At 69.5% G+C, this 19,169-nt stretch carries 18 protein-coding genes; 10 read left to right on the top strand and 8 right to left on the bottom strand.

Annotated elements, in window-relative coordinates; genetic code table 11:
* Positions 1–13: 13 nt before the first annotated feature.
* Positions 14–1,336: a carboxypeptidase-like regulatory domain-containing protein gene (locus ACZ48X_RS08270; protein ID WP_336352346.1), complete on the bottom strand. Its 1,323-nt coding sequence runs from the start codon at positions 1,334–1,336 to the stop codon at positions 14–16.
* Positions 1,337–1,528: 192 nt separating this feature from the next.
* A complete protein-coding gene (locus ACZ48X_RS08275; protein WP_336352347.1) occupies positions 1,529–1,900 on the bottom strand; it encodes a 30S ribosomal protein S8e in 372 nt (123 codons plus the stop codon).
* A 185-nt stretch (positions 1,901–2,085) separates the two neighbouring features.
* Between ACZ48X_RS08275 and ACZ48X_RS08280 the strand changes: the two genes are divergently transcribed.
* The gene (locus ACZ48X_RS08280; protein WP_336352348.1) at positions 2,086–2,544 is read left to right on the top strand and encodes a DUF2240 family protein; all 459 of its coding nucleotides are present in this window, start codon (positions 2,086–2,088) and stop codon (positions 2,542–2,544) included.
* Positions 2,545–2,578: 34 nt separating this feature from the next.
* Positions 2,579–3,037, top strand: a complete 459-nt coding sequence (locus tag ACZ48X_RS08285) for a hypothetical protein (RefSeq protein WP_336352349.1) — start codon at positions 2,579–2,581, stop codon at positions 3,035–3,037.
* Positions 3,038–3,065: 28 nt separating this feature from the next.
* Here ACZ48X_RS08285 and ACZ48X_RS08290 read toward each other — a convergent pair whose 3' ends face one another.
* The 3 genes from ACZ48X_RS08290 to ACZ48X_RS08300 all read right to left on the bottom strand — a co-directional run bounded on the left by ACZ48X_RS08290 (position 3,066) and on the right by ACZ48X_RS08300 (position 6,153).
* Positions 3,066–3,725 (bottom strand): HAD family hydrolase, encoded by a 660-nt coding sequence (locus ACZ48X_RS08290; protein ID WP_336352350.1) that lies wholly within the window; start codon positions 3,723–3,725, stop codon positions 3,066–3,068.
* Positions 3,726–3,876: 151 nt separating this feature from the next.
* Positions 3,877–4,458: a hypothetical protein gene (locus ACZ48X_RS08295; RefSeq protein WP_336352351.1), complete on the bottom strand. Its 582-nt coding sequence runs from the start codon at positions 4,456–4,458 to the stop codon at positions 3,877–3,879.
* A 177-nt stretch (positions 4,459–4,635) separates the two neighbouring features.
* The gene (locus ACZ48X_RS08300; protein WP_336352352.1) at positions 4,636–6,153 is read right to left on the bottom strand and encodes a PAS domain-containing protein; all 1,518 of its coding nucleotides are present in this window, start codon (positions 6,151–6,153) and stop codon (positions 4,636–4,638) included.
* A 141-nt stretch (positions 6,154–6,294) separates the two neighbouring features.
* On the opposite strand from ACZ48X_RS08300, the gene ACZ48X_RS08305 reads away from it, so the two are divergent.
* Positions 6,295–6,825 carry a DUF5817 domain-containing protein gene (locus ACZ48X_RS08305; RefSeq protein WP_336352353.1) on the top strand — a complete coding sequence of 177 codons (531 nt, stop codon included), beginning with the start codon at positions 6,295–6,297 and terminating at the stop codon, positions 6,823–6,825.
* Positions 6,826–6,900: 75 nt separating this feature from the next.
* On the opposite strand, the gene ACZ48X_RS08310 is transcribed toward ACZ48X_RS08305, so the two are convergent.
* Complete coding sequence (locus ACZ48X_RS08310; RefSeq protein ID WP_336352354.1) at positions 6,901–7,257, bottom strand: hypothetical protein; 357 nt, start codon at positions 7,255–7,257, stop codon at positions 6,901–6,903.
* A gap of 52 nt (positions 7,258–7,309) precedes the next feature.
* Between ACZ48X_RS08310 and ACZ48X_RS08315 the strand changes: the two genes are divergently transcribed.
* The gene (locus ACZ48X_RS08315; protein ID WP_336352355.1) at positions 7,310–7,747 is read left to right on the top strand and encodes a hypothetical protein; all 438 of its coding nucleotides are present in this window, start codon (positions 7,310–7,312) and stop codon (positions 7,745–7,747) included.
* Positions 7,748–7,806: 59 nt separating this feature from the next.
* Here the strand turns inward: ACZ48X_RS08315 and hmgA are convergent, their stop codons facing one another.
* Positions 7,807–9,021 (bottom strand): hydroxymethylglutaryl-CoA reductase (NADPH), encoded by a 1,215-nt coding sequence (hmgA, locus tag ACZ48X_RS08320; RefSeq protein ID WP_336352356.1) that lies wholly within the window; start codon positions 9,019–9,021, stop codon positions 7,807–7,809.
* 48 nt (positions 9,022–9,069) lie between these two features.
* Positions 9,070–11,790 (bottom strand): vWA domain-containing protein, encoded by a 2,721-nt coding sequence (locus tag ACZ48X_RS08325; RefSeq protein ID WP_336352357.1) that lies wholly within the window; start codon positions 11,788–11,790, stop codon positions 9,070–9,072.
* Positions 11,791–12,112: 322 nt separating this feature from the next.
* Between ACZ48X_RS08325 and ACZ48X_RS08330 the strand changes: the two genes are divergently transcribed.
* The 6 genes from ACZ48X_RS08330 (at position 12,113) to ACZ48X_RS08355 (ending at position 19,139) form a co-directional block, all read left to right on the top strand.
* Positions 12,113–13,675 (top strand): amidohydrolase, encoded by a 1,563-nt coding sequence (locus ACZ48X_RS08330; protein WP_336352358.1) that lies wholly within the window; start codon positions 12,113–12,115, stop codon positions 13,673–13,675.
* A gap of 74 nt (positions 13,676–13,749) precedes the next feature.
* Positions 13,750–14,220, top strand: a complete 471-nt coding sequence (locus tag ACZ48X_RS08335; RefSeq protein ID WP_336352359.1) for a hypothetical protein — start codon at positions 13,750–13,752, stop codon at positions 14,218–14,220.
* An 80-nt stretch (positions 14,221–14,300) separates the two neighbouring features.
* Positions 14,301–15,248, top strand: a complete 948-nt coding sequence (locus ACZ48X_RS08340) for a hypothetical protein (protein ID WP_336352360.1) — start codon at positions 14,301–14,303, stop codon at positions 15,246–15,248.
* On the top strand, positions 15,238–16,197 hold the full coding sequence (locus tag ACZ48X_RS08345; RefSeq protein ID WP_336352361.1) for a hypothetical protein: 960 nt from the start codon (positions 15,238–15,240) through the stop codon (positions 16,195–16,197). Before ACZ48X_RS08340 ends, ACZ48X_RS08345 begins: the two co-directional genes overlap by 11 nt.
* Positions 16,198–16,406: 209 nt before the next feature.
* Positions 16,407–17,531, top strand: coding sequence for a quinolinate synthase NadA (gene nadA / locus ACZ48X_RS08350; protein WP_336352362.1), 1,125 nt, complete (start codon positions 16,407–16,409; stop codon positions 17,529–17,531).
* 3 nt (positions 17,532–17,534) lie between these two features.
* On the top strand, positions 17,535–19,139 hold the full coding sequence (locus tag ACZ48X_RS08355) for an L-aspartate oxidase (RefSeq protein WP_336352363.1): 1,605 nt from the start codon (positions 17,535–17,537) through the stop codon (positions 19,137–19,139).
* Positions 19,140–19,169 lie beyond the last annotated feature (30 nt).

Raw genomic sequence — 19,169 nt, forward strand, 5'->3', positions numbered from 1 at the left:
GTCCGTTAACGTATCATTTCCGTCGGCGGACGAGAACGACCACCGAGAGCGCGACCGCTAGCAGTCCCGCGAGCCCACCGAAGCCCGGCGTCGGCAGCCCGTCGAGTTCGTTCTCGGGCGTCGGCGTCGCAGACGTCGTCGCCGCGGTCGTCCCAGACGTCGTCCCCGCCGTCGTCGCCGTCGCCGCCGTCGTCGCCGGTTCCGTCGACGGCGACACGCCCTCGACGGTCGTCGACGCCGACAGGTCGCCCTTCGTCGCCACGATCTCCACGGTCCCCGCGGTCTCTATCGGCACGACCGCCTCGCCGGCCGCGTCCGTCTCCGCGACCGACTCCCCGCCGACGCGCACCGACACGTTCGACACCGCCTCGTCGTACTCGTCCGCCACGGACACCCGGACCGTCTGCCCGGTGACGACCTGCGTGTTCGCCGCCGTCACCGACAGCGACGGCGTTCGATTGATCGCGTACTGGACCGAGACGTCCGACTCGCTGACCGACAACACCTGGCTCTCGCGCTGATAGCCGTTCTTCTTCACGACGACGCGGTACTGCGTGTTCACGTCGAGACTCACCGTCCGCAGCCCGGATTCGCCAGTCGAGATGTTCGACACGAACTGGTCGCCGTCGTACAGTTCGACGGTCGCCGTCACCGGCCGGTCGTTCGCGAAGTGTCCGTCGACCGTCGCGAACTCCACCGCTACCGTCCCCGGTTCCAGCGTGACCGTCTTCCCGGCGCGGTTCGAGACGACGAACGACGACGCCGTCGAGTAGTACCCGTCCGCGGTCACCGTCGCCGTGTAGTTCCCGCGTTCGACGTTGCTCGCGACGAACGTCCCGTTCGACGCGGTCTCACCGGACACCGACGTCAGGACCGCTCCGGTCTTCCGTAAGCGGACCTGCGCGCCCTCGACGGCCTGCCCGCTCGGCGTCCGCACAGTCACCAGCGCGGTCGCCGCCGGATACATCGTGACGTTCACGGTCGTCTCCGCGTCGACGTTCGACACGGTCTTCGGGCGGTTCAACGCCAGGTCCGGCGCCGAGACGTCCACGGAGACGTCCGCACCCTCGGGGACGTCGAAGAACGCCTTCCCGTTCGCGAACGTCTCACCGGTCTTCGTCTCGTCGCCGTACGCGACGGTGACGTTCGCGCCACCAACGGCCTGTCCGTCAGCGTCGACCACGCTCACCGTGATCGTCACCGCTTCCGTCGTCGAACTGGACGCCGTCGCACTGGCGTCACTCGGTCCGGGTCCCGCTCCCGACGCGACCGGAGCGGCTCCAGCGACCGGCGCCAGGCAGACCGCAACGACGAGCACGCCTAGGAGTGTCCTCATACACGTGGTATCGTCTCGGTTCGCACTTAAACATACGCGAGATGGAACGGCCGTTCGCGGCCGCGACACCGCCCTACACCCCGAGAGACGTCAATTCGTTCATACGACACCGCAACCCGGGCCGCAATCGTCGCGGCGGAACCGCGAGCGCGGTCGCTCACGGGGTGGCGAACGCGAGAAGGAATCGCGTGGTTACTCGACGAGGACCGCGTTCACCTGCCCGGTCTGACCCGGACGGGAGGTGACGCGAGCCGTGCCCTCGCTCGTCTCGACGAGCGCGCCCTTCGTGATGATGTTCCGGCGAACGTAGTTCGGGTTCGCGGGGTTCTCCACGACGTCCTCGATCTCGGCCTCGACGGTGTCCCCACCGTCCGCGACGCTCGCGACGTTCGTCGCAAGTGCACGCGTCTTCTTCGTGTTCCCGCGCGTCTCGATGACGCGGAACCGCGGCTCGCCGAGCTGCGTCTCGGTCGGGAGGCGACCGAGCTGGTGCTTCTTTCGCTTGTTCTGGCGACGGCGTCGACCGCCGGTACGCTTGCGCGGCGACGGACCCTGGTCTTGCATACCTCGAAGAAGCCCCAGCAACTACTTGAAAGGCTCGGAACGCCCCGACGGCCGTCTGGCGGTCGCTCGCGGCCCTTGCCGTCCGCGGACGCCGATCCGTCGAGCGGTCGTCCGCACGTCCGCGAACGCGGCCCGAGCGACCGCGAATCGTAGTCTTTACGCGCCGTCGCGGGCGACGATTCGGCGTGAGTCTACGCGTCGCCGTCGCCGCGCCGTTCCGCCAGCGCGGCACCGATACGCTCGCCGAGAGCGAGTTCGTCGTGGCGTTGTCCCTGGACCGCGACTGGTTCTCGCCCGACCAGGCCAAACGCCTCGTGGACGTCGCAACCGGCGAAGGCCTCCTGGAGCGCGTCGACGACGGTGGGCTGTCGCCGTCGTTCGACACGAGCGGCGTCGAGGTCCCCGACGGGTTCGTGCCCGACGACGACGTCCTCAGGAAGCGGTCGACGTTCGAGCGCGTGCTGGACGCGCTCGTGGACGCGGGCGCCGAGAAGCACGAGGCGGTCGCGGCGATCAACGAACTCCAGCAGCGATTGGGCGTGACGGTCGCGGCGGCGGCGGTCGTCTACGGTCGCCGCGAGGGCGTCGACGTGGCCGACGCGGCGGCGCGAGCGATGACGGAACTGGAGGGCGACGAGGAATGATCTGCGTCCGGACGAGCCAGCGTGGGGGCGAGCGATGACGGAGCGTCGCGTCACGGACGGCGTCCGCATCGCGGAGTTGCTGTCCTCGGAGCTGCACGGGCGTACCGACGGCGTGCTCGCGCACGTCGCGGTGACGGACGCGGTCGCGGACGTGACGCCGACCGAAGATGGCGTTCGCGCGTACGACGTGGTGTGGTCGCCCGAAGCGCTCGTCGACGAACCCGAGCAGGACGTCGCCGTCCTCGAGGTGGACGTCGGCGACGCCGACGGGGAGCGCCTCGCGTCCGTGTTCGTGCACCCGGACCGTGCACGCGTCGAGTTCCACGCCGGCGTCGACGTCGCGGTCGAGGCCGCCGAGGGAACGCGCCTCCGCGTCCGCCCGAAGGCGACGACGCCACCGCGAACGCTCGCGTTCGTCGAGTCCGGCGCCGCGGTCAAGGACGCCGCGGACGTCGCGAGCGCTGTCGTCGCTGCGTTACTCGAGGACTCGTAGCCGCTTTCCTCGGCAGCGTCGCGCCCGGTCAGTCGAGACTCCGGATGACGTCACCGAGGTCGCGAGCGAGATGCTCGCGGTCGACGACCGCGGCCGCGGCCGGATGCGGGTCGGGGCCGTCCGGCCACACGACCTGGATGGCGCGCGCCCCGGCGTTCGTCGCCCCCTCGACGTCCGCGACGGGTTCGTCGCCGACGTACACGACGTCCTCGACGGCGACGCCGAGTGCGCCGGCGAGCGCGTCGAACGCCCGCCGGTCGGGTTTGCCCGCGGGGAGCTGGCCGGTGACGAGCGTCGCGTCGAACGCCGTCCACCAGTCGAGCTCGTCGAGCTTGTCGCCCTGGGCCTTCACGGGGCCGTTCGTCAGGAGCCCGACCGGGTAGTCCGCTCGGAGCCCGTCCAGGAGGTCGCGAGCGCCCGGGATGGGCGCGAGCGCGTCGGCGATGCGCCGCCGGTACGCGCTCGCGAGCGCGTCCGGCGAGACGCCGGCGTCCGCTGGAAGCACGGCTTCGAATATCGGCGAGCGCGTGACGGCGGCGTGGTCGTCGCGGTGCGCGCTGAGGTACTCCTCGCGCGTTATCGGGGGTGCGTCGACGTCGTCGACGGCCGCGGCGAGGATGCGGTGGCGGTCCCGGTCGGGGACCGCGAGCGTGTGGTCGAGGTCGAAGCCGACGGCGCGCGTTCTCACGGACGACTAGAGGCGCCGGACGTACTTGAGCGTGCCAGGTTCCGGTCGTCGGCGTCGACGGCCGACCGACGCCGCGCTCGCCCGGCCTCGCCGAGGCTGACCGTCGCGTGACCGGCCGTCGCGTGACGAGTCGTCTCGTGGCGCGGGGCGGTCAGAGGAAGCGGAGTTGCATCATCACGAAGATGATGCCGAGCTGGAGGACGCCCTGGACGCCGCCGAGTTTCGCGTTCCGCATCCCGATGTCGCTGATGCGGTCCTTGTCGGGGTCTCCGGAGACGAGTTCGCGGTAGATGGCGACCTCGCCGGGGAGGATGACGCCGAACCCGATGACCGAGAGGAGGACGGCGACGCCGAGCGCGACCTGTATCCAGAACGCGCCCAGGCCGCCCTTGAGAGTGGTCGCGAGTTCGACGCCGGCTGTGATGGTGACGGCGGCGAGCACGGGCATGAGGAACGTCATCTTCGGCGTGAACCGCTCGAAGACGCTCGCGCGCTCCTCGACGTCGAGACCGCCGAGCACTGGGCCCAGCACCGCGCCCATGAAGACGTCGACGCCCGTCCAGAGTGCGCCCGCCATGACGTGCACGTAGAACAGGTAGCGCGTGTTCCCGGTCGCGAGCGCGACCCCGAGTGCGAGGATCGGGACGACGACGGCACCGGCGGCGAACGCCGGGTTCGCGCGCTCGGCCATCCCCCTGAAACCGGTTCCCCCTGATTCGTCGACAGTTGCCATGTCGAAATGGCATAGAGCCAACTTGTTAAGCGTACGCGTTGACTGTTCGACGTCCACGCCACCGCGCCGTCAGCCCGACCGTTCGACGTCCACGCCACCGCGCCGTCAGCCCGACCGTTCGACGTCCACGCCACCGCGCCGTCAGCCCGACCGTTCGACGTCCACGCCACCGCGCCGTCAGCCCGACCGTTCGACGTCCACGCCGTGGAACGCGAACTCGGCACCGCCGTCCGCGCTCTCGGTCACCTCGACCGTCCACTCGTGCGCGTCGACGATGGCGGCGACGATGGCGAGGCCGAACCCGGTTCCGTCGGGGTCGGTGGTGTGCCCGCGGTCGAACACGCTGTCGCGTTCGCCCTCGGGGATGCCGGGGCCGTCGTCCGCGACGACGAACCCGTCTTCGGTCGCGGACACCGTGACCGTCGACGCGCCGTTGGCGTGTTCAACCGTGTTCCCGGACCGCGTCCGGGAGCCAGTCGAACCGTGTTCGACCGTGTTCCGGAAGAGGTTCTCGAACACGGAGACGAGTCGCTCCCGGTCGGCGTGCACGACGACCCCCTCTGGGACGTCGAGCACGAGCCCGTCGGTCTCCACCATCGACCACGCGTACGTCGCGACCTCGCCGAGGGAGACGCGCTCTGTCGCCTCCACGACGTCGCCTTCGCGGGCGAGTGCGAGGACGTCCGTGATGAGCGAATCCATGCGCGAAAGCGCCTCCTCGGCCGCCGCCACGTTCGGGTCGTCGACCGCGTCGAGGCGTCCCTGCGCGACCGCGAGCGGGTTCCGGAGGTCGTGACTCAGGACGCTCGCGAAGTCAGACAGGCGCTCGTTCTGCTCGTGGAGTTCGGCCTGCAGGCGCTTGCGTTCCGTGACGTCGCGCTGGAACCCGAAGTAGTGCGTGAGCTCGCCGTCCTCGTCGAACACCGGCGAGATGTCGAGGTGATTCCAGAACGGCGTGCCGTCCTCGCGGTAGTTCCTGATGTCGACCGACGCCGCTTCCTCGTTCTCGATCGCGGCGCGCAGCGTCGCGACCGTCTCCGGGTCGGTGTCCTCGCCCTGAAGGAACCGACAGTTCCGGCCGACGCTCTCCTCGACTGGGTACCCGGTGAGTCGCGTGAACCCCTCGTTCACGTAGATGAGGGGTTCGTCGTCGGTGCGGGCGTCCGCGATCGTGATACCGACGTCGGCCTGGTCGACCGCACGCTCGAGGAGGCCGTGGGACTCGACGAGCGTCGCGTGCTCGGCGGCCGCACGCAGCCGCTTTTCGAGCACGAGCTCGCTCCCGTCGGGGTGCTTGCGGACGTAATCGGTCGCCTCCGCGTCGAGGAACGCCGCCAGGTCGTCGGTCGCGACGGCGTCCGCGTACAGGACGACCGGGAGCGTCGTGCGCTCGCGGAGCGCGTCCAGGATCGCGAGCGCGCTCGGACCGTCGGGGTCCGGGACGAGGACGGCGACGGTCGCAGCGGTCGCGCCGACGCGCGCCGCCTGCGAGTAGTCCGGTTCGCCCGAATGCACGACGTGACAGCCGCGGTCCGCCGCGAAGGCTCGCACGTCGAACGCGTCCGCCGTCGGGACGAGTGCGGCAAGTTCCACGTCGTTCACCGTACCGTCGGCGACGTCATTCACCGTACCGTCGGCGACGTCATTCACCGTCCCATCGGCGACGTCGTCCGACGGATCGGCACCGGCCGTCATCGACTGCACCACGTCCGCGAGGTCATACCAGCATTACGAGGGCAACTTGTATGAGCGTACCGGGCGGCGGCGCCGTCTCTCGGGTTCGCCGGTCGGGCGTGACCCGAACCGTTAGGTGCGAACGCGCTCGAAGGGGTCGACATGTATCACGTCGTCGGATGCAGCGAGTGCAGCGCGCTCCGCATCGTCGAGGGGCGACCGGAGCGCAGTTCCTGTACGCGCTGCGGGGCGAGCAAGCAGTTCTCGAAGCTCAAGCGGTTCGTGTCGACCGAGGACGTCGACCACGCGCGAGAGGTGCGGGCGTCGATGCTGGCGAACCGCCAGGGCGAGGGGGAGGCGTTCGCGAACGTGGACTCGTTCGCGGACATGGAGGCCGACGTCGCGGAGGGCGTCGTCGACGACGACGAGTTCCTCGAACGCAGTGGCGTGGACGCGACGGCGGCACAGGAAGCCGCGGACCGCGCGGACACGGGGCGCGCGAGTTCGAGCGGGCCGAACAAGCGCGAGGCGGTCCTGGAGGCGCTCGGCGCGCTCGACGAGCCGACGCTCGACGACGTCGCGGCGTACGCGAGCGAGCACGGCGTGGAGCGCGAGTACGTCGAGCGCGCGCTGGAGAAGCTCGAACGCGCCGGCGAGGTGTCGCGGTCCGGCGGCACGTACCGCCAGCTCTGAGTCGTCGTCCCGGAGGCAGGCAGGGAGTCGGGCAGTCAGGTAGGCAGGGAGTCGGGGAGTGTGTTCGCCGCGTCGTCAGGCGACGGTGAGGGCGGCGAACCCGAGCAGGGAGTACGCGAGGACGCCGGCGAGCGAGAACGCGGCCTTCAGGCGAAGCGAGCCGTCGGTGCCGGCGCGGTACTCGCTGGGGTTGGTGACGTCAAATCCGCCGGCGACGCCGACGCCCGCGGACTCCAGGCCCGCGTCGCTCACGGCGAAGGGGACGAGGACGAGTCCGCCGGCGAAGACGGCGAGGAAGAACAGGACGTTCCTGGCGCCGAGTCCGAGGAGTTCGGTGCCGGCGGCGGCGATGGCGAACGTGAGGACGGCGCCGGCGACGAGCGTGTGCCGGAGGAGGTGCGCGGTCACCAGTTGGCGCGTTGATGACTCCATACGAACTGTTAGAAATCCAATTATAATAAGGGTTGGTAGAAAGACACGACTGATGGGTTACGACTCAGCGTTCGAAACGACCCCCGAACTCGACGCACTCTACTTGTCGACGCCGAACGCAGCAGGACCCGTGACCGACCGCAGCGAAGGACTCGCCCTGCTCGCCGGCGAACTCGTCGTCGTCAGCCTCGCGCTCGTGCTCGTCGCCGCGAAGAGCACCGCCGACCCCGTCGCCATCGCCGGCATCGTCCTCCCGCCGACCGCACTCGGCGGCGGCCTCGTCGTCGTCGGCGCCGCCCTCGGCGCACTCCGCACCGCCGACCACGTCGACCCCACCGCCGCCGTCGGCGAACTCGGCCTCGGCGTCGCCGCCGCACTCGCACTCACCACCGCCCACCCGCTCGCGCTCGCGACCGCCGGCGGCGTCGCCCTCCTCAGCGCGCGCCTCCGCGTCGACCTCGGCCGCGTCCGCACCGTCCTCGACCGCTAAGGCGACTCCATCCTCGACCGCTAAGGTGACCCCGTCACCGACCGGTGAGGCGACCCACGTCAGCGCCCGAGGTCCTCGTGCGCCGACGCCAGATGATTCGACGCCAGCGCCGCCAGCAGCGAGAGCTCGCCCGCCAGCGCACCGACCGCGATGACCTCCGCGAGCGCCCGCGCGTTCGACCCCGGCGGGTCGCCACCACCGGCGAACCCGAGCACCTCCAGGGCCTCCGACTGCGTCGACAGCTTCGTCCCACCACCGACCGTCCCGACCTCGAGGCTCGCGAGCGACACCGACGCGTACAGGTCGCCGTCGCGCTCCTCGACGGTCGTGATGGCGTTCGCACCCTCGACGACCTGCGCTTCGTCCTGGCCCGTCGCCAAGAAAGCGGCAGCGACGACGTTCGCCGCCTGCGCGTTGAACCCGAGACTCCCCGCCTTCGCACTCCCCACGAGGTTCTTGCGCGTGTTCGCCTCCGCGATCGCCGACGCCGTCGTATGCAGGCGCTCCTCGACGACCTCGCCCGGGATCTCGACGTCCGCCGTCACCGACCGCCCACGACCCTCCACCGCGTTGATCGCCGCCGGCTTCTTGTCCGTGCACATGTTCCCGGAGAGCGCGACGAGACTCGCCGGCGTCTCCGCCTCGACGACCCCGACCGCTTCCTCGGTCGCGATCGTCGCCATGTTCATCCCCATCGCGTCCTTCGTATCGTACCGGAACCGGAGGAACACCGAATCGCCGACGACGTACGGCGTCACGTCCATGAGTTCGCCGTGACTCGTCGTCGACTCCGCCGCCTCCCGGAGCGCGTCGACGTTCTCGCGCACCCACTCCACGGTCTCCGCCGCCTCGACCACGCCGTCCACGCGGAACACCGGCGCTCGCGTCATCCCCTCCTTCGTCACGCGCGCACTCGCCCCGCCAGCCGACCGGATCACCGACAGCCCGCGGTTCACGCTCGCCAAGAGCGCGCCCTCCGTCGTCGCGAGCGGCAACAGGTACTCGCCGTCCGCGTCACCACCAGCGACCTCGACCGGGCCCGCGACACCCACGGGAATCTGGGTCGCCCCGATCATGTTCTCGATCGCCGACCCAGACGCCTGCTCGGCATCCAGCGCGTACTCGCCGGTCACCGACAGGTCCACGTCCGCCTCCTGCTCGACGTACAACCGACGAGCGGTCGCCGCCGTCTCCGCATCAGCGTGCTCCTCCAGTTCGTGCAACCGCAGGTCGCCATCGCGCACTCGCGTCACCAGAGACTCGGCGTCAGTCATACACGACCCGACAGACCCACGCGAAAAAAGCCCTTCTAGTCGCGCCAGTCAATCGTCGTCGTCGTCCGCGTCACCGCTCTGCGCGGACACCGCCGTCACCTCGACGTTCACGAGGTGCTTCCCGGTCGTCTCGTCGGACTCGCCGAGCTCCACGAGCATCACGACGTTGTTGTTGTCCCGGCCAGCCTCGTCGTCCGACTCCACGACGACGATCGCCTGGTTCGAGGACAGGTTCGACGCGACGAGGTCACCGCCCTGACGCTCGTAGTACTGGCGGCCGTCGAGCGTCAGCATCGACTCCAAGCTCATCTGCCAGCTCGGCGCACTCGCCGACGGTAGCGTCTCCCCGTTCGTGTAGATCTGCACCTCGTGATCCAGGTTCGCCGGGGTACTCCCGTACGACGTACACGTCGTCAGGTTGTGGTCGGTGCCACCGATTTCGACCTGCTCGTCGTGCGTCGTGTTCGCCTCGCACTCGTAGGACTCAGGGGTGAACTGGAGCGTCGACCCCTCCTCGACGACGATGTTCGAGTACGCACCGCGCTCGACGCCACCCGTGTACGCGTTCACGTTCTCGCCCGACCAGAGGTCGTGTGAGCTGTTGTACGTTGCCTCGATCGTCGTCGGTCGACGCAGCACGATGTTGTGCGTCGTCTCCGTGGTGACCGACTCGTTCTCCCACCGCGTGTGCTCCTCGCCGAGGACGACCGACTCGTTCACCGTCACGTCCCGCGAGGCCGACAACTCGACCAACCGGGACACGAGCACGGGCTCGACCTCGACCGTTCCGTTCGCGTACTCGATGGTGCGGTTCACGGACGTCTGGAGCGACACCGACTCACCGGCCGCGACCGTCCGCGTCCCGTTCACCCACACGGTGTCGCCGACCTCGAAGTCCTCCGGGTTCGAGAGGTACCGCGAGACGTTCACGTCCCGCCGAACGCTCCCTTCGTCGAGCGGAATCGTGACGTTACGCGTGACCGTCCGCTGCTTCTTCACGGAGATCGTCTTGTTCGTCGACTCATTGATGTGGATGACCTCGGTCGTCTCGTTGCGCGCGATGGCGGAGAACACCGAATCGAGCTCGTCCGTGTCCGACACCGGGATGTACTCGCCCTCGCCGTCCCCGGTCGTCGCGACGTTCTCGAGGACGTTCGCGTTGACGTCGTCACCGACACCGATCGTGTACACCGTGACGTCGTCCGGAATCTCCTCTTGGGCCGTCTCGTACGGATACGGCGCCCCGTCCTCGTCCTTCCCGTCCGTCAGGAGGATGAGCACCTGGTTGTTCGACGCGTTCCCGTCCGCGCGGAACTCGTCGGACGCGTGCTCGATCGCTTGCGGGATGGGCGTCCCCCCACCGACCTGGAGCTCCGAGAGCGCCGCGTCCGCGGCGCTCTGGTTGGTCGTGAACTCCTGGTACGTGTTCACGTCGAGTTCCACGTCCGCGCACCGCCACTGGTCCCACCAGTTCGAGTAGACCTCCTGACTACAGTAGTCGTACCCGACGACGTTCACCCGGTGTCCCTGGTCGTCCTTCATGACCGAGAGGAACTCGCGGGTCGCGTCCCGAGCCTTCCCCATCTTGTCGTTCCACTGCATCGACCCGGATTCGTCGAGCACGAACGACACCTCGAGCGGGGGCGTGCCGTTCACGCGCTTCCGGACGGTCGTGTTGTTCCAGACCGTCTTCGTGCGGTTGTCCCAGTAGAACTCCGTGTCGTTGACCTGGACGTCGACGCTCCCGTCGAGCGGGAGCTGCACGCTCTTGTTCGCCCAGAGCGTCACGTCGTCGACGACGGTCTCGTTGTCCCACGTCTCCTCCTCGGACGTGTACTCGTGGAGGTTCGCGTTCATGCTCCCGAGGAACGTCACCGTCCCCGAGTACTCCACGACGTCCCCCGGAGGGGTCACGCCGGCGTACAGCGGCGACGTAACGGGCATCTGAATCCCCTCGCCCGACGGCGTAGAGACGACGCTCCCGGCGGAGCCCGGGAGGTCGATGACGTCGTACTCGACGTCGAGGTCGATGCTGTCGACGGTGACGGTCTGTGCGTCCTCGTCGACGTTCACGTTCGACGCGCCGAACTCGGATTCGAGGTGGTCGGCCCAGCCCCGGTAGTAGTCGTCGCTCGTGACGGTGATGCTGAGCGACTCGGGGCGATCGCAGTTCGACGACGGGTCCGACGGCTCGAACAGGGCTTCCTGGATCTCCTCGGTCTTATCGATGGACTCCGTGCGGTCGTAGTCGATGCGCATCTCGTCGTCCTCGACGCTCCCCTCGATCTGGACGACCTGCAGCTGGAGCGCGCCGTCCTGGAAGCCGAGTTCGGGCGCCTTCTGCGTGACGAGGCCGGCGTCGGTGTCCTTCCAGATGGCACCGCCCTCGTAGGCGATGGTGGACCCACCGTCGTCGTTGTACTCGAGCGCGGATAGCTGCATGGTCGCGGAGCACTCGCCGTTGATCTCTAGCTCTATCTGGCCAGTGTCGCTGATCTCGGCCTTGTTCGGGTCGACGGCACCCATGGAGACCGCCTCCTGGTTGTTGCCGCGGCGTTGTGCGAGCGACTGAACGCTGCTATCCATCTCGACGAGCGCTGACGACGCGGCGTCGACGCGTCCTTCCGCGCGGACGTCGTCGGTGACCGCCGTCCCGGACACGAATATCATCGCCGAGCCGGCGATGACGATGCCGAAAAGCAGGACGACGCCGACGAGCTCGGAGACGCCACGGTCGTCGCGTTGATTGTGGTTGGATGTGTTACTCATGATGGCCCCTGGTTTCACGGATGTTTTGTACGAATAGATGTTAAATCTACCGCTGTACGGATGAGAAATATGCTCGGAGAGGACGTGTATTTACAAGCAACGGTGAATTAGGTAATTGACAGTAACTCCGGAAGGATTGGAAATCGCCAGCCCGCACGCGGCACCGTTCAGCGCCGACGCCACCGCGCCCCCCCCCGCCCGCCGAGAACCGGCTCGCGCGCGAGAGCGAAACGCGCCACCTTCGGCGGCGACCGTCGACGCCGACATCGGTCGCTCGCCGCGAGCAGTAGGGTTTTCCTGACGCGGGGCGTCGCTCTCGGGTATGACGACGCCTGCGGACCGCGTGTTCACGAACGCGGACGTCCACACGCTCGCCGAGCCAGACGCAACGCACGAGGCCGTCGCCGTCCGCGACGGCCGGGTCGTGCGCGTCGACAGCGCGTACGAGGTCGACTTCCTCGTCGGCGCGGAGACCGACGTCGTCGACTGCGGCGGCCGGACGCTCCTCCCCGGGTTCGTCGACGCGCACACGCACATGCTCCAGCTCGGCCAGTACCAGGTGTACGCCGACCTCTCCGACGCCGAGACGCTTGCCGACGCGGTCGCGACCCTGGACGCGGACGCGCCGCGCGACCGCGAGTGGCTGCTCGGGTTCGGCTGGGACGAATCCGCGTGGCCCGACGGCCGCTACCTCACTCGCGAGGACCTCGACGCCGTCAGCACCGACCAGCCGGTCGCCGCCCTGCGCGTGGACATGCACACCGCGGCCGTGAACTCCGTCGCGCTCGACGTCCTCGACGTCGACCATACTGACCCGGACGTCCGCACCGACGAGGACGGCGAACCGACGGGCGTGCTCGTCGAGGAGGCCGTGGACCCGCTCTGGGACGCGACCGAGGTCGACCGCGCGGAGGCCCGCGAGCTCCTCGGCGCCGCTCGCGACTACGCCCACAGGCACGGCGTCACCGCGGTCCACGACATGGTCCGCGAGTCGCCCGCGCCGAAGGTGTACCGCGAGCTCGACCTCGCCGACGCGCTCGACCTCCGCGTCCGCATCAACTACTGGACCGACCACCTGGACGCGCTCGCTGACGCTGGCCTCGCATCGAATCACGGGAGCGAGTTCGTCCAGGTCGGCGCGGTGAAGTCGTTCACTGACGGGTCGTTCGGCGGCCGCACCGCGAAACTCGACGAGCCGTACGCGGACGCGGACGCCGACGACGCCGACCCGGAGAGCGACGGCCGCGGCGAGTGGGTCGTCGACTCCGATGAACTCAACCGCTTCGTCGACCGCGCCGACGGCTACGACCTCCAGTTCACCGCGCACGCCATCGGCGACGAAGCCATCACGGCGACGTTGGACGCGTACGAGCGCACCGACGACCCCGGCGAGGCCCGGCATCGCGTCGAGCACGTCGAACTCGTCACCGACGACCACATCGAGCGGTTCGCCGAACTCGGCGTGGTCGCCTCGTGCCAGCCGAACTTCCTCCAGTGGGCCCAGCCCGGCGGGCTCTACGACCAGCGTTTGGGGGAAGCGCGTCGAAAGCAGTCGAACCGCTACCGCGACCTCCTGGACGCGGGCGTCGACCTCGCGTTCTCCTCGGACGTCATGCCGATGGACCCCATGCTCGGCGTCCATCACGCCGTGAACGCGCCCGCCGACGGCCAGCGCCTCACCGTCACGGAGGCGCTGCGCGCGTACACGCTCGGCGGCGCGCACGCTGGGTTCGACGAGGACCGCATGGGCACCGTCGAACCCGGGAAGCACGCCGACCTCGTCGTCCTCGACGACGACCCCTGGAGCATGGACCCCGAAGGACTCCGGGACGTCGACGTCGCGATGACCGTCGTCGACGGCGACGTCGTCCACGACGCGCGCTGACACTCGCTCCGGAGCCCGATTCGCGGGCCTTTCACGTCACAAGAAATATACGTCGAGAATCGAGACTTTCGCGTATGCTCTCCCTCCCACGCAGGTGGCTCGCGCGACTCGCCGGCGTGTTCCGCGCCAGTCGCACCCTCTCGCTCGGCCTCGGGTTCGCGCTCGGTATCGGCGCGCTGTTCGCAGCCGAATACTACGCCCATCTCTCGCTCTACCAGTACCTCCTGCTTCCGCTCGGCGTCGGCGGGAGCACGTACTACATGGCACACTACGACCTGTCCGCGTGGAGTCAAGATGCGATGCTCCGCGGGTTCATCCGGAACTTCGCGATGCTACTTCCGCTGACAATGCTGATCTCCGACGACCTCCCCCTCATGGAGTACATCGTCTCGTTCGTGGCCGTGTACGGCGCCGTCTTCCTCGCGGTCATCACTGCGGTCGTCGACGTCGTCGACGCGACCGACGACGAGGACGCGGACGACGGCGACCACGGCGTCGAGGGCGGGACCCACCGGAGACCGGCCAGTGCCGTCGATGCAGACTGACCGATCCGCGTCCGCCGCAGCTCGGAGTCGAGTCGCGTGGGCCTGGAGCGAGCCCGGTCCAGCGTCCGGAGGTATCGTACGTGCTCGGTGACGGCGGCGTGGCGGTGGTCGCGACCGTGCACGCGTTCTTCCGGGACAGCATCGACGCGTCGCGGTATCTCGCCGTCGCCGTCGCCGTCGGGAGCCCGTTCGGGCTCGCCGCCGTCGTCGACGAACCCATCTACCTCCTCTTGGTGTTCGGCGTCGGCGTCGGGCTCGCGACGTACTACGTCCTCCACTATCCGGTGCGGTACTACGACCCGCTGGCGGGCGAGTCAGTGAACTGGGACGCCGTCGCCGTCGCGGTGCTCCTGTTCGCGTACCTGCTGCCGAGCGGCGCGGACGTGGGTGTCGCCGTCGCGCTCGCGGTCGCCATCGTCGGGCTCTGGGTCGCGGTCGTGGCGGGCGCGCGCATCGACGTCCACGCGCCGCCGAAGCGGTATCATCACGTCCGCCGCGACGACGACCCGGAACCGTCGCCGCGCGTCGAGCGCGCGGTGGCGTGGCTCGCGGCGACGCCACCGCTCCGAGCGATGCGGTCGATGCGAGACGCGTTCCTGGACCGACTCCGCGCGGACCGGCAACTCGCGTGGTGGGTCGGTGCGGCCGCGAGCGGCACCGGGTTCCTCACCAGCGCGTTCGTCCTCGACCTCCCGGACGCCGTCCCGTGGGCACTCTTGCTCGGCCTCGCACCGGTGGTGTACCACGGGACCGACCCGGAACGCCCGGAGACGACCCGACACAAGCATCGCGGGTTCATACGTCAGTGGGCTGCGACTACCGCTGGACTCGTCGTCAGCGACGACGGGTTGGCGGTTGCCGCCTCCGCAGCCGCGTTCGTACTGCTCATCGAAGGAATGACGGTCGCGGAACAGGTCCGCATCGGCGACGGGTTCGGCGACACCGGACGCGGCGGTCCAGGGACCGAGGTGGGGAACGAGGGCGTCGACGACCCGGCGTCGTCGAGTAGGTGGACCGATGGCGATTGACCCGCGTGCAGCGGTCGCGCGACTCGGTGCGTTCTTCGCGTCGCGGTCGGCGGCGGCGTGGTGGCTCGGGGCGGCCGCGGCCGTTGTGGGCTTCGTGCTCGTCGACGCGTTCGTCGTTGGTCCCGAGTATCTCCCCAGCCTCACTGCCAGCGGTCTCGGGCCGGGGACGTACTACCTCGCGCACCATCCGGACGCGCTCTCCGACGAGTCCCGGCCGTGGGACGTCGCGAGCTTCTGGCCGTTCGCCCTCCTCTACCTCGTCCCGAAGGAGGACGGCTGGGTGGCCATCGGCGTGACCGTCGTCTCGTTCGCGGGCGTGGGGGTCGCGGTGATGGCGATGGCGGAACTCGACGGTCGCGCGTGGCTGGAACGCGAGCGAGACGAGTGCGAGCGAGACCAGTCCGTCGACGACGACCCGACGGCGCGTGCGGCGGCGCTCGCGGTCCGGCGGGACCCGCTGCGGCGGTGGACGACGCGGTCGTGGCCGGCGCAGCGCGCTTGCGCGGCCTGGACGTGGCTGGCAGCGGTGCTCCGATCGAACGAGATGGCCGCGCGATGCCTCGGTCTGAGTGCGAGCGTCGCCGGGTTCCTCCTCGTCGGCGAGGTCCCCACCGTCCCCGACGTCGTCCCGTGGGTCGCGTTGTTCTCCTTCGGGCCGTTCGCGTACTACCGGACGCACTACGGGCGAGTCCCGGTGGACGTACCACACGGACGACGGGTCCTCAGGATGCTCGCCGTCGTCCTCCCGACCAGCGGGGTCACGCGCGAGGGCGCGTCCCTGCTGGCGGTCGCGGTCACCGCCGTGACGTTCGCGCTCCTGCTGGAGTCGGTGACGCTCGCGGAACAGTCACGGCTGCTCGCCGAGCACGACGAAGCGGTCGGCGACGACGCCGACGACGGGGAGCGAGTGCCGCCGTGGCGGCGACCGGCCTGCAGCGAGAACCGCTGAACCCACCCCTCTCCAGCGTTGTTCGACGGTTCGTCGACGGTCGCGGGTCGCGCGTATCATTCATCTTCGAACCACCGACACACAACTCGCTGCCGACGCGAGCCACTATTCGGTGGTGGTACCTCACCGGTACCGGTCTTTGTAGAGAAAAGTTCTTCAATGTGGCTCTCCGAGCGGCTAGTAACAACAGGTGAGTCAAAGTGGCCCAGATGGAGTCCGCGACGTTCGAGACGGAGTTGAGTCTCTTCAAGTACGACAACCTGGAGCAACTGCCCGAATCCTACCGGGACCTCGACGAGGGAGAGCGCCGCGAGCGCATCGAGGCGGCGAAGGCCGAACTCGGCGACGACGTCGTCGTCCTCGGGCACAACTACCAGCGCCGCGAGATCGTCGAGCACAGCGACTTCGTCGGCGACTCCTACCAACTCAGCAAGGAGGCGGCGAACGCGGACGCGAAGTACGTCGTCTTCGGTGGCGTGACGTTCATGGCGGAGAGCGCGGACATCATCACGGACGACGACCAGTCCGTCGTCCTCCCGAGCATGGAGGCGTCCTGTCCGATGGCGGGGATGGCGGAGGCGCTCCAGGTCGACGCGGCGTGGGAGGAGATCACGGCCGCGGCCCCCGATAGCGACATCATCCCGATCACGTACATGAACTCGTACGCGGACCTGAAGGCGTTCTGCGCGGAGCAGGGCGGCCTCGTCTGTACGAGTTCGAACGCCGCGGACGCGTTCGAGTGGGCGTTCGAGCGCGGCGACAAGGTCCTGTTCCTCCCCGACAAGCACCTCGGCGAGAACACCGCGTACGAGCTCGGGATGGAGGACGCGATAACGGAGTGGGACCCGTGGGACCCCGAGGGGAAGGACGCCGCGGCCGCGGCCGAGGCGGACATCGTCCTCTGGGACGGCTACTGTCAGGTCCACGAGCGCTTCTCCGCGGAGCACATCGCGGACCTCCGCGCGGAGCGTCCGGACGCGAACGTCGTCGTCCACCCCGAGTGCCGGCGCGAGGTCGTCGAAGCGGCGGACGTCGTCGGTTCGACTGCCACGATATGCGAGACGGTCGCGAACGCCGACCCCGGCGAGGCGTGGGCGATCGGGACCGAGATCCACCTCGCGAAGCACCTCGACCGCTGGCATCCCGACGTCGAGGTCCTCCCGCTCTGTGGGGACGCGTGCATGGACTGCAACGCGATGCGCCAGATCGACCCGAACTACCTGACGTGGGTCCTGGAGGAACTGGTCGCGGGCCGCGAGCGCAACGTCGTCGAGGTCGCGCCCGAGGAGAAGGAACTCGCGCAGGTCGCGCTCGACCGCATGCTGGAGGTCTGAATCATGCGTGACGCATCCGGTCCGCGGGTCGCGGACGTGCTCGTCGTCGGCTCCGGTATCGCGGGGTGTGCGGCGGCGCTCGCGGCGGCCCGGGACGGCGCGGACGTCCTGCTCGTGACGAAAGCCCAGAAGCCCGCCGACGCGAGTTCGGACTGGGCGCAGGGCGGTATCGCGACGACGCGCGGCCGCCCGGAATCGCTGAAGGCGGACGTCGTGGCGGCGAGCGCGGGGACCGCGGACGAGGAGGCGGTGGACGTGCTCGTCGAGGAGGCGTCGGCGGCGGTGACGGACGTCCTCGTCGACACCCTGAACGTCCCGTTCGACACCGACGCCGAGGGCAGCGGGTTGGACTTCGCTCGCGAGGCCGCGCACAGCGAGAATCGAATCCTGCACGTGGACGCGGCGACCGGCCAGCACGTCCTCCGGCCGTTCCTCTCGCATCTCGCGGACGTCGAGAACGTCGAGCTACTGGAGGACACCGCGGCGCTCGACCTCGTCACCGACGAGGGGCGCGTCCACGGCGCGGTCCTGGACCGGCAGGCGAGCGCGCCCGAGGACGCGTTCGACGCGGACGGACTCGCGCCGCGTGCCCCCGAGGGCGAAGCGGTGTACGCGGACGCGACGGTGCTCGCGACCGGCGGTATCGGCGACTGCTTCGAGACGTCGACGAACCCGGCGGGGTCGACGGGCGACGGTATCGCGATGGCGGCGCTCGCGGGCGCCGACGTCGCGGACATGGAGTACGTGCAGTTCCACCCGACCGCGTACGACGGCGAGGACTCGTTCCTGCTCTCGGAGGCGGTCCGCGGCGAGGGCGCGCACCTCGTGAACGGCGACGGGGAACGGTTCATGCCCGACTATCACGCGGACGCGGAGCTCGCGCCGCGGGACGTCGTCGCGCGAGCGGTCGCAGCGGAACGCGAGGCGACCGGTGAGGTCCGGTTGGACGTCTCCCCGCTCGCGGAGCCGTTCGAGGAGGCGTTCCCCGGACTCGCCGCGAAGTGCGACGAGCGCGAGGTCGACTGGGAGTCCGGGATTCCGGTGACGCCCTGCGAGCACTTCCTCTGTGGTGGCGTGGCCGTCGACCACGACGGACGCGCGACCCTCGACCGCCTGTACGCGGTCGGGGAGTGCGCGCGGACCGGCGTCCACGGCGCGAACCGGCTCGCCTCGACGAGCCTGCTGGAGGGCCTCGTCTGGGGGTTGCGCGCGGGCCAGGACGCGGTCGCCCGCGACGCGCTCGACCGCGACGCGCTCGTCGTCGAGGGGCCGTCGTACCGGAACAGCGACCCGGCGCTCCCCGAGCGCTTCGCCGCGGACAAGTTCCGGCGGCTCCGGCGCGTGATGAGCGAGCACGTCGGCCTCCGGCGGAACGCCGCCGACCTGGGGCGCGCGCAAGCGGCGCTCCGTCGACTCAAAGGCGAGGTGGACGCGTACGTCCGTACGCGGACGGCGCGAGACCTGTTCGAGCTGCGGAACGCGAGCGTCGTCGCGCTCCTGGTCGCGAAGGCCGCCGCGGAGAACCCCGAGAGCGTCGGCTGTCACTACGTCGTCGACGGCGAGGAGTCGACGGACGACCAGGAGGCGCCGACGCCGGAGGCCGAATGATGCGACCGGGACGACGACGGGAGAGACGAC

This window comes from Halorubellus litoreus (assembly GCF_055378595.1).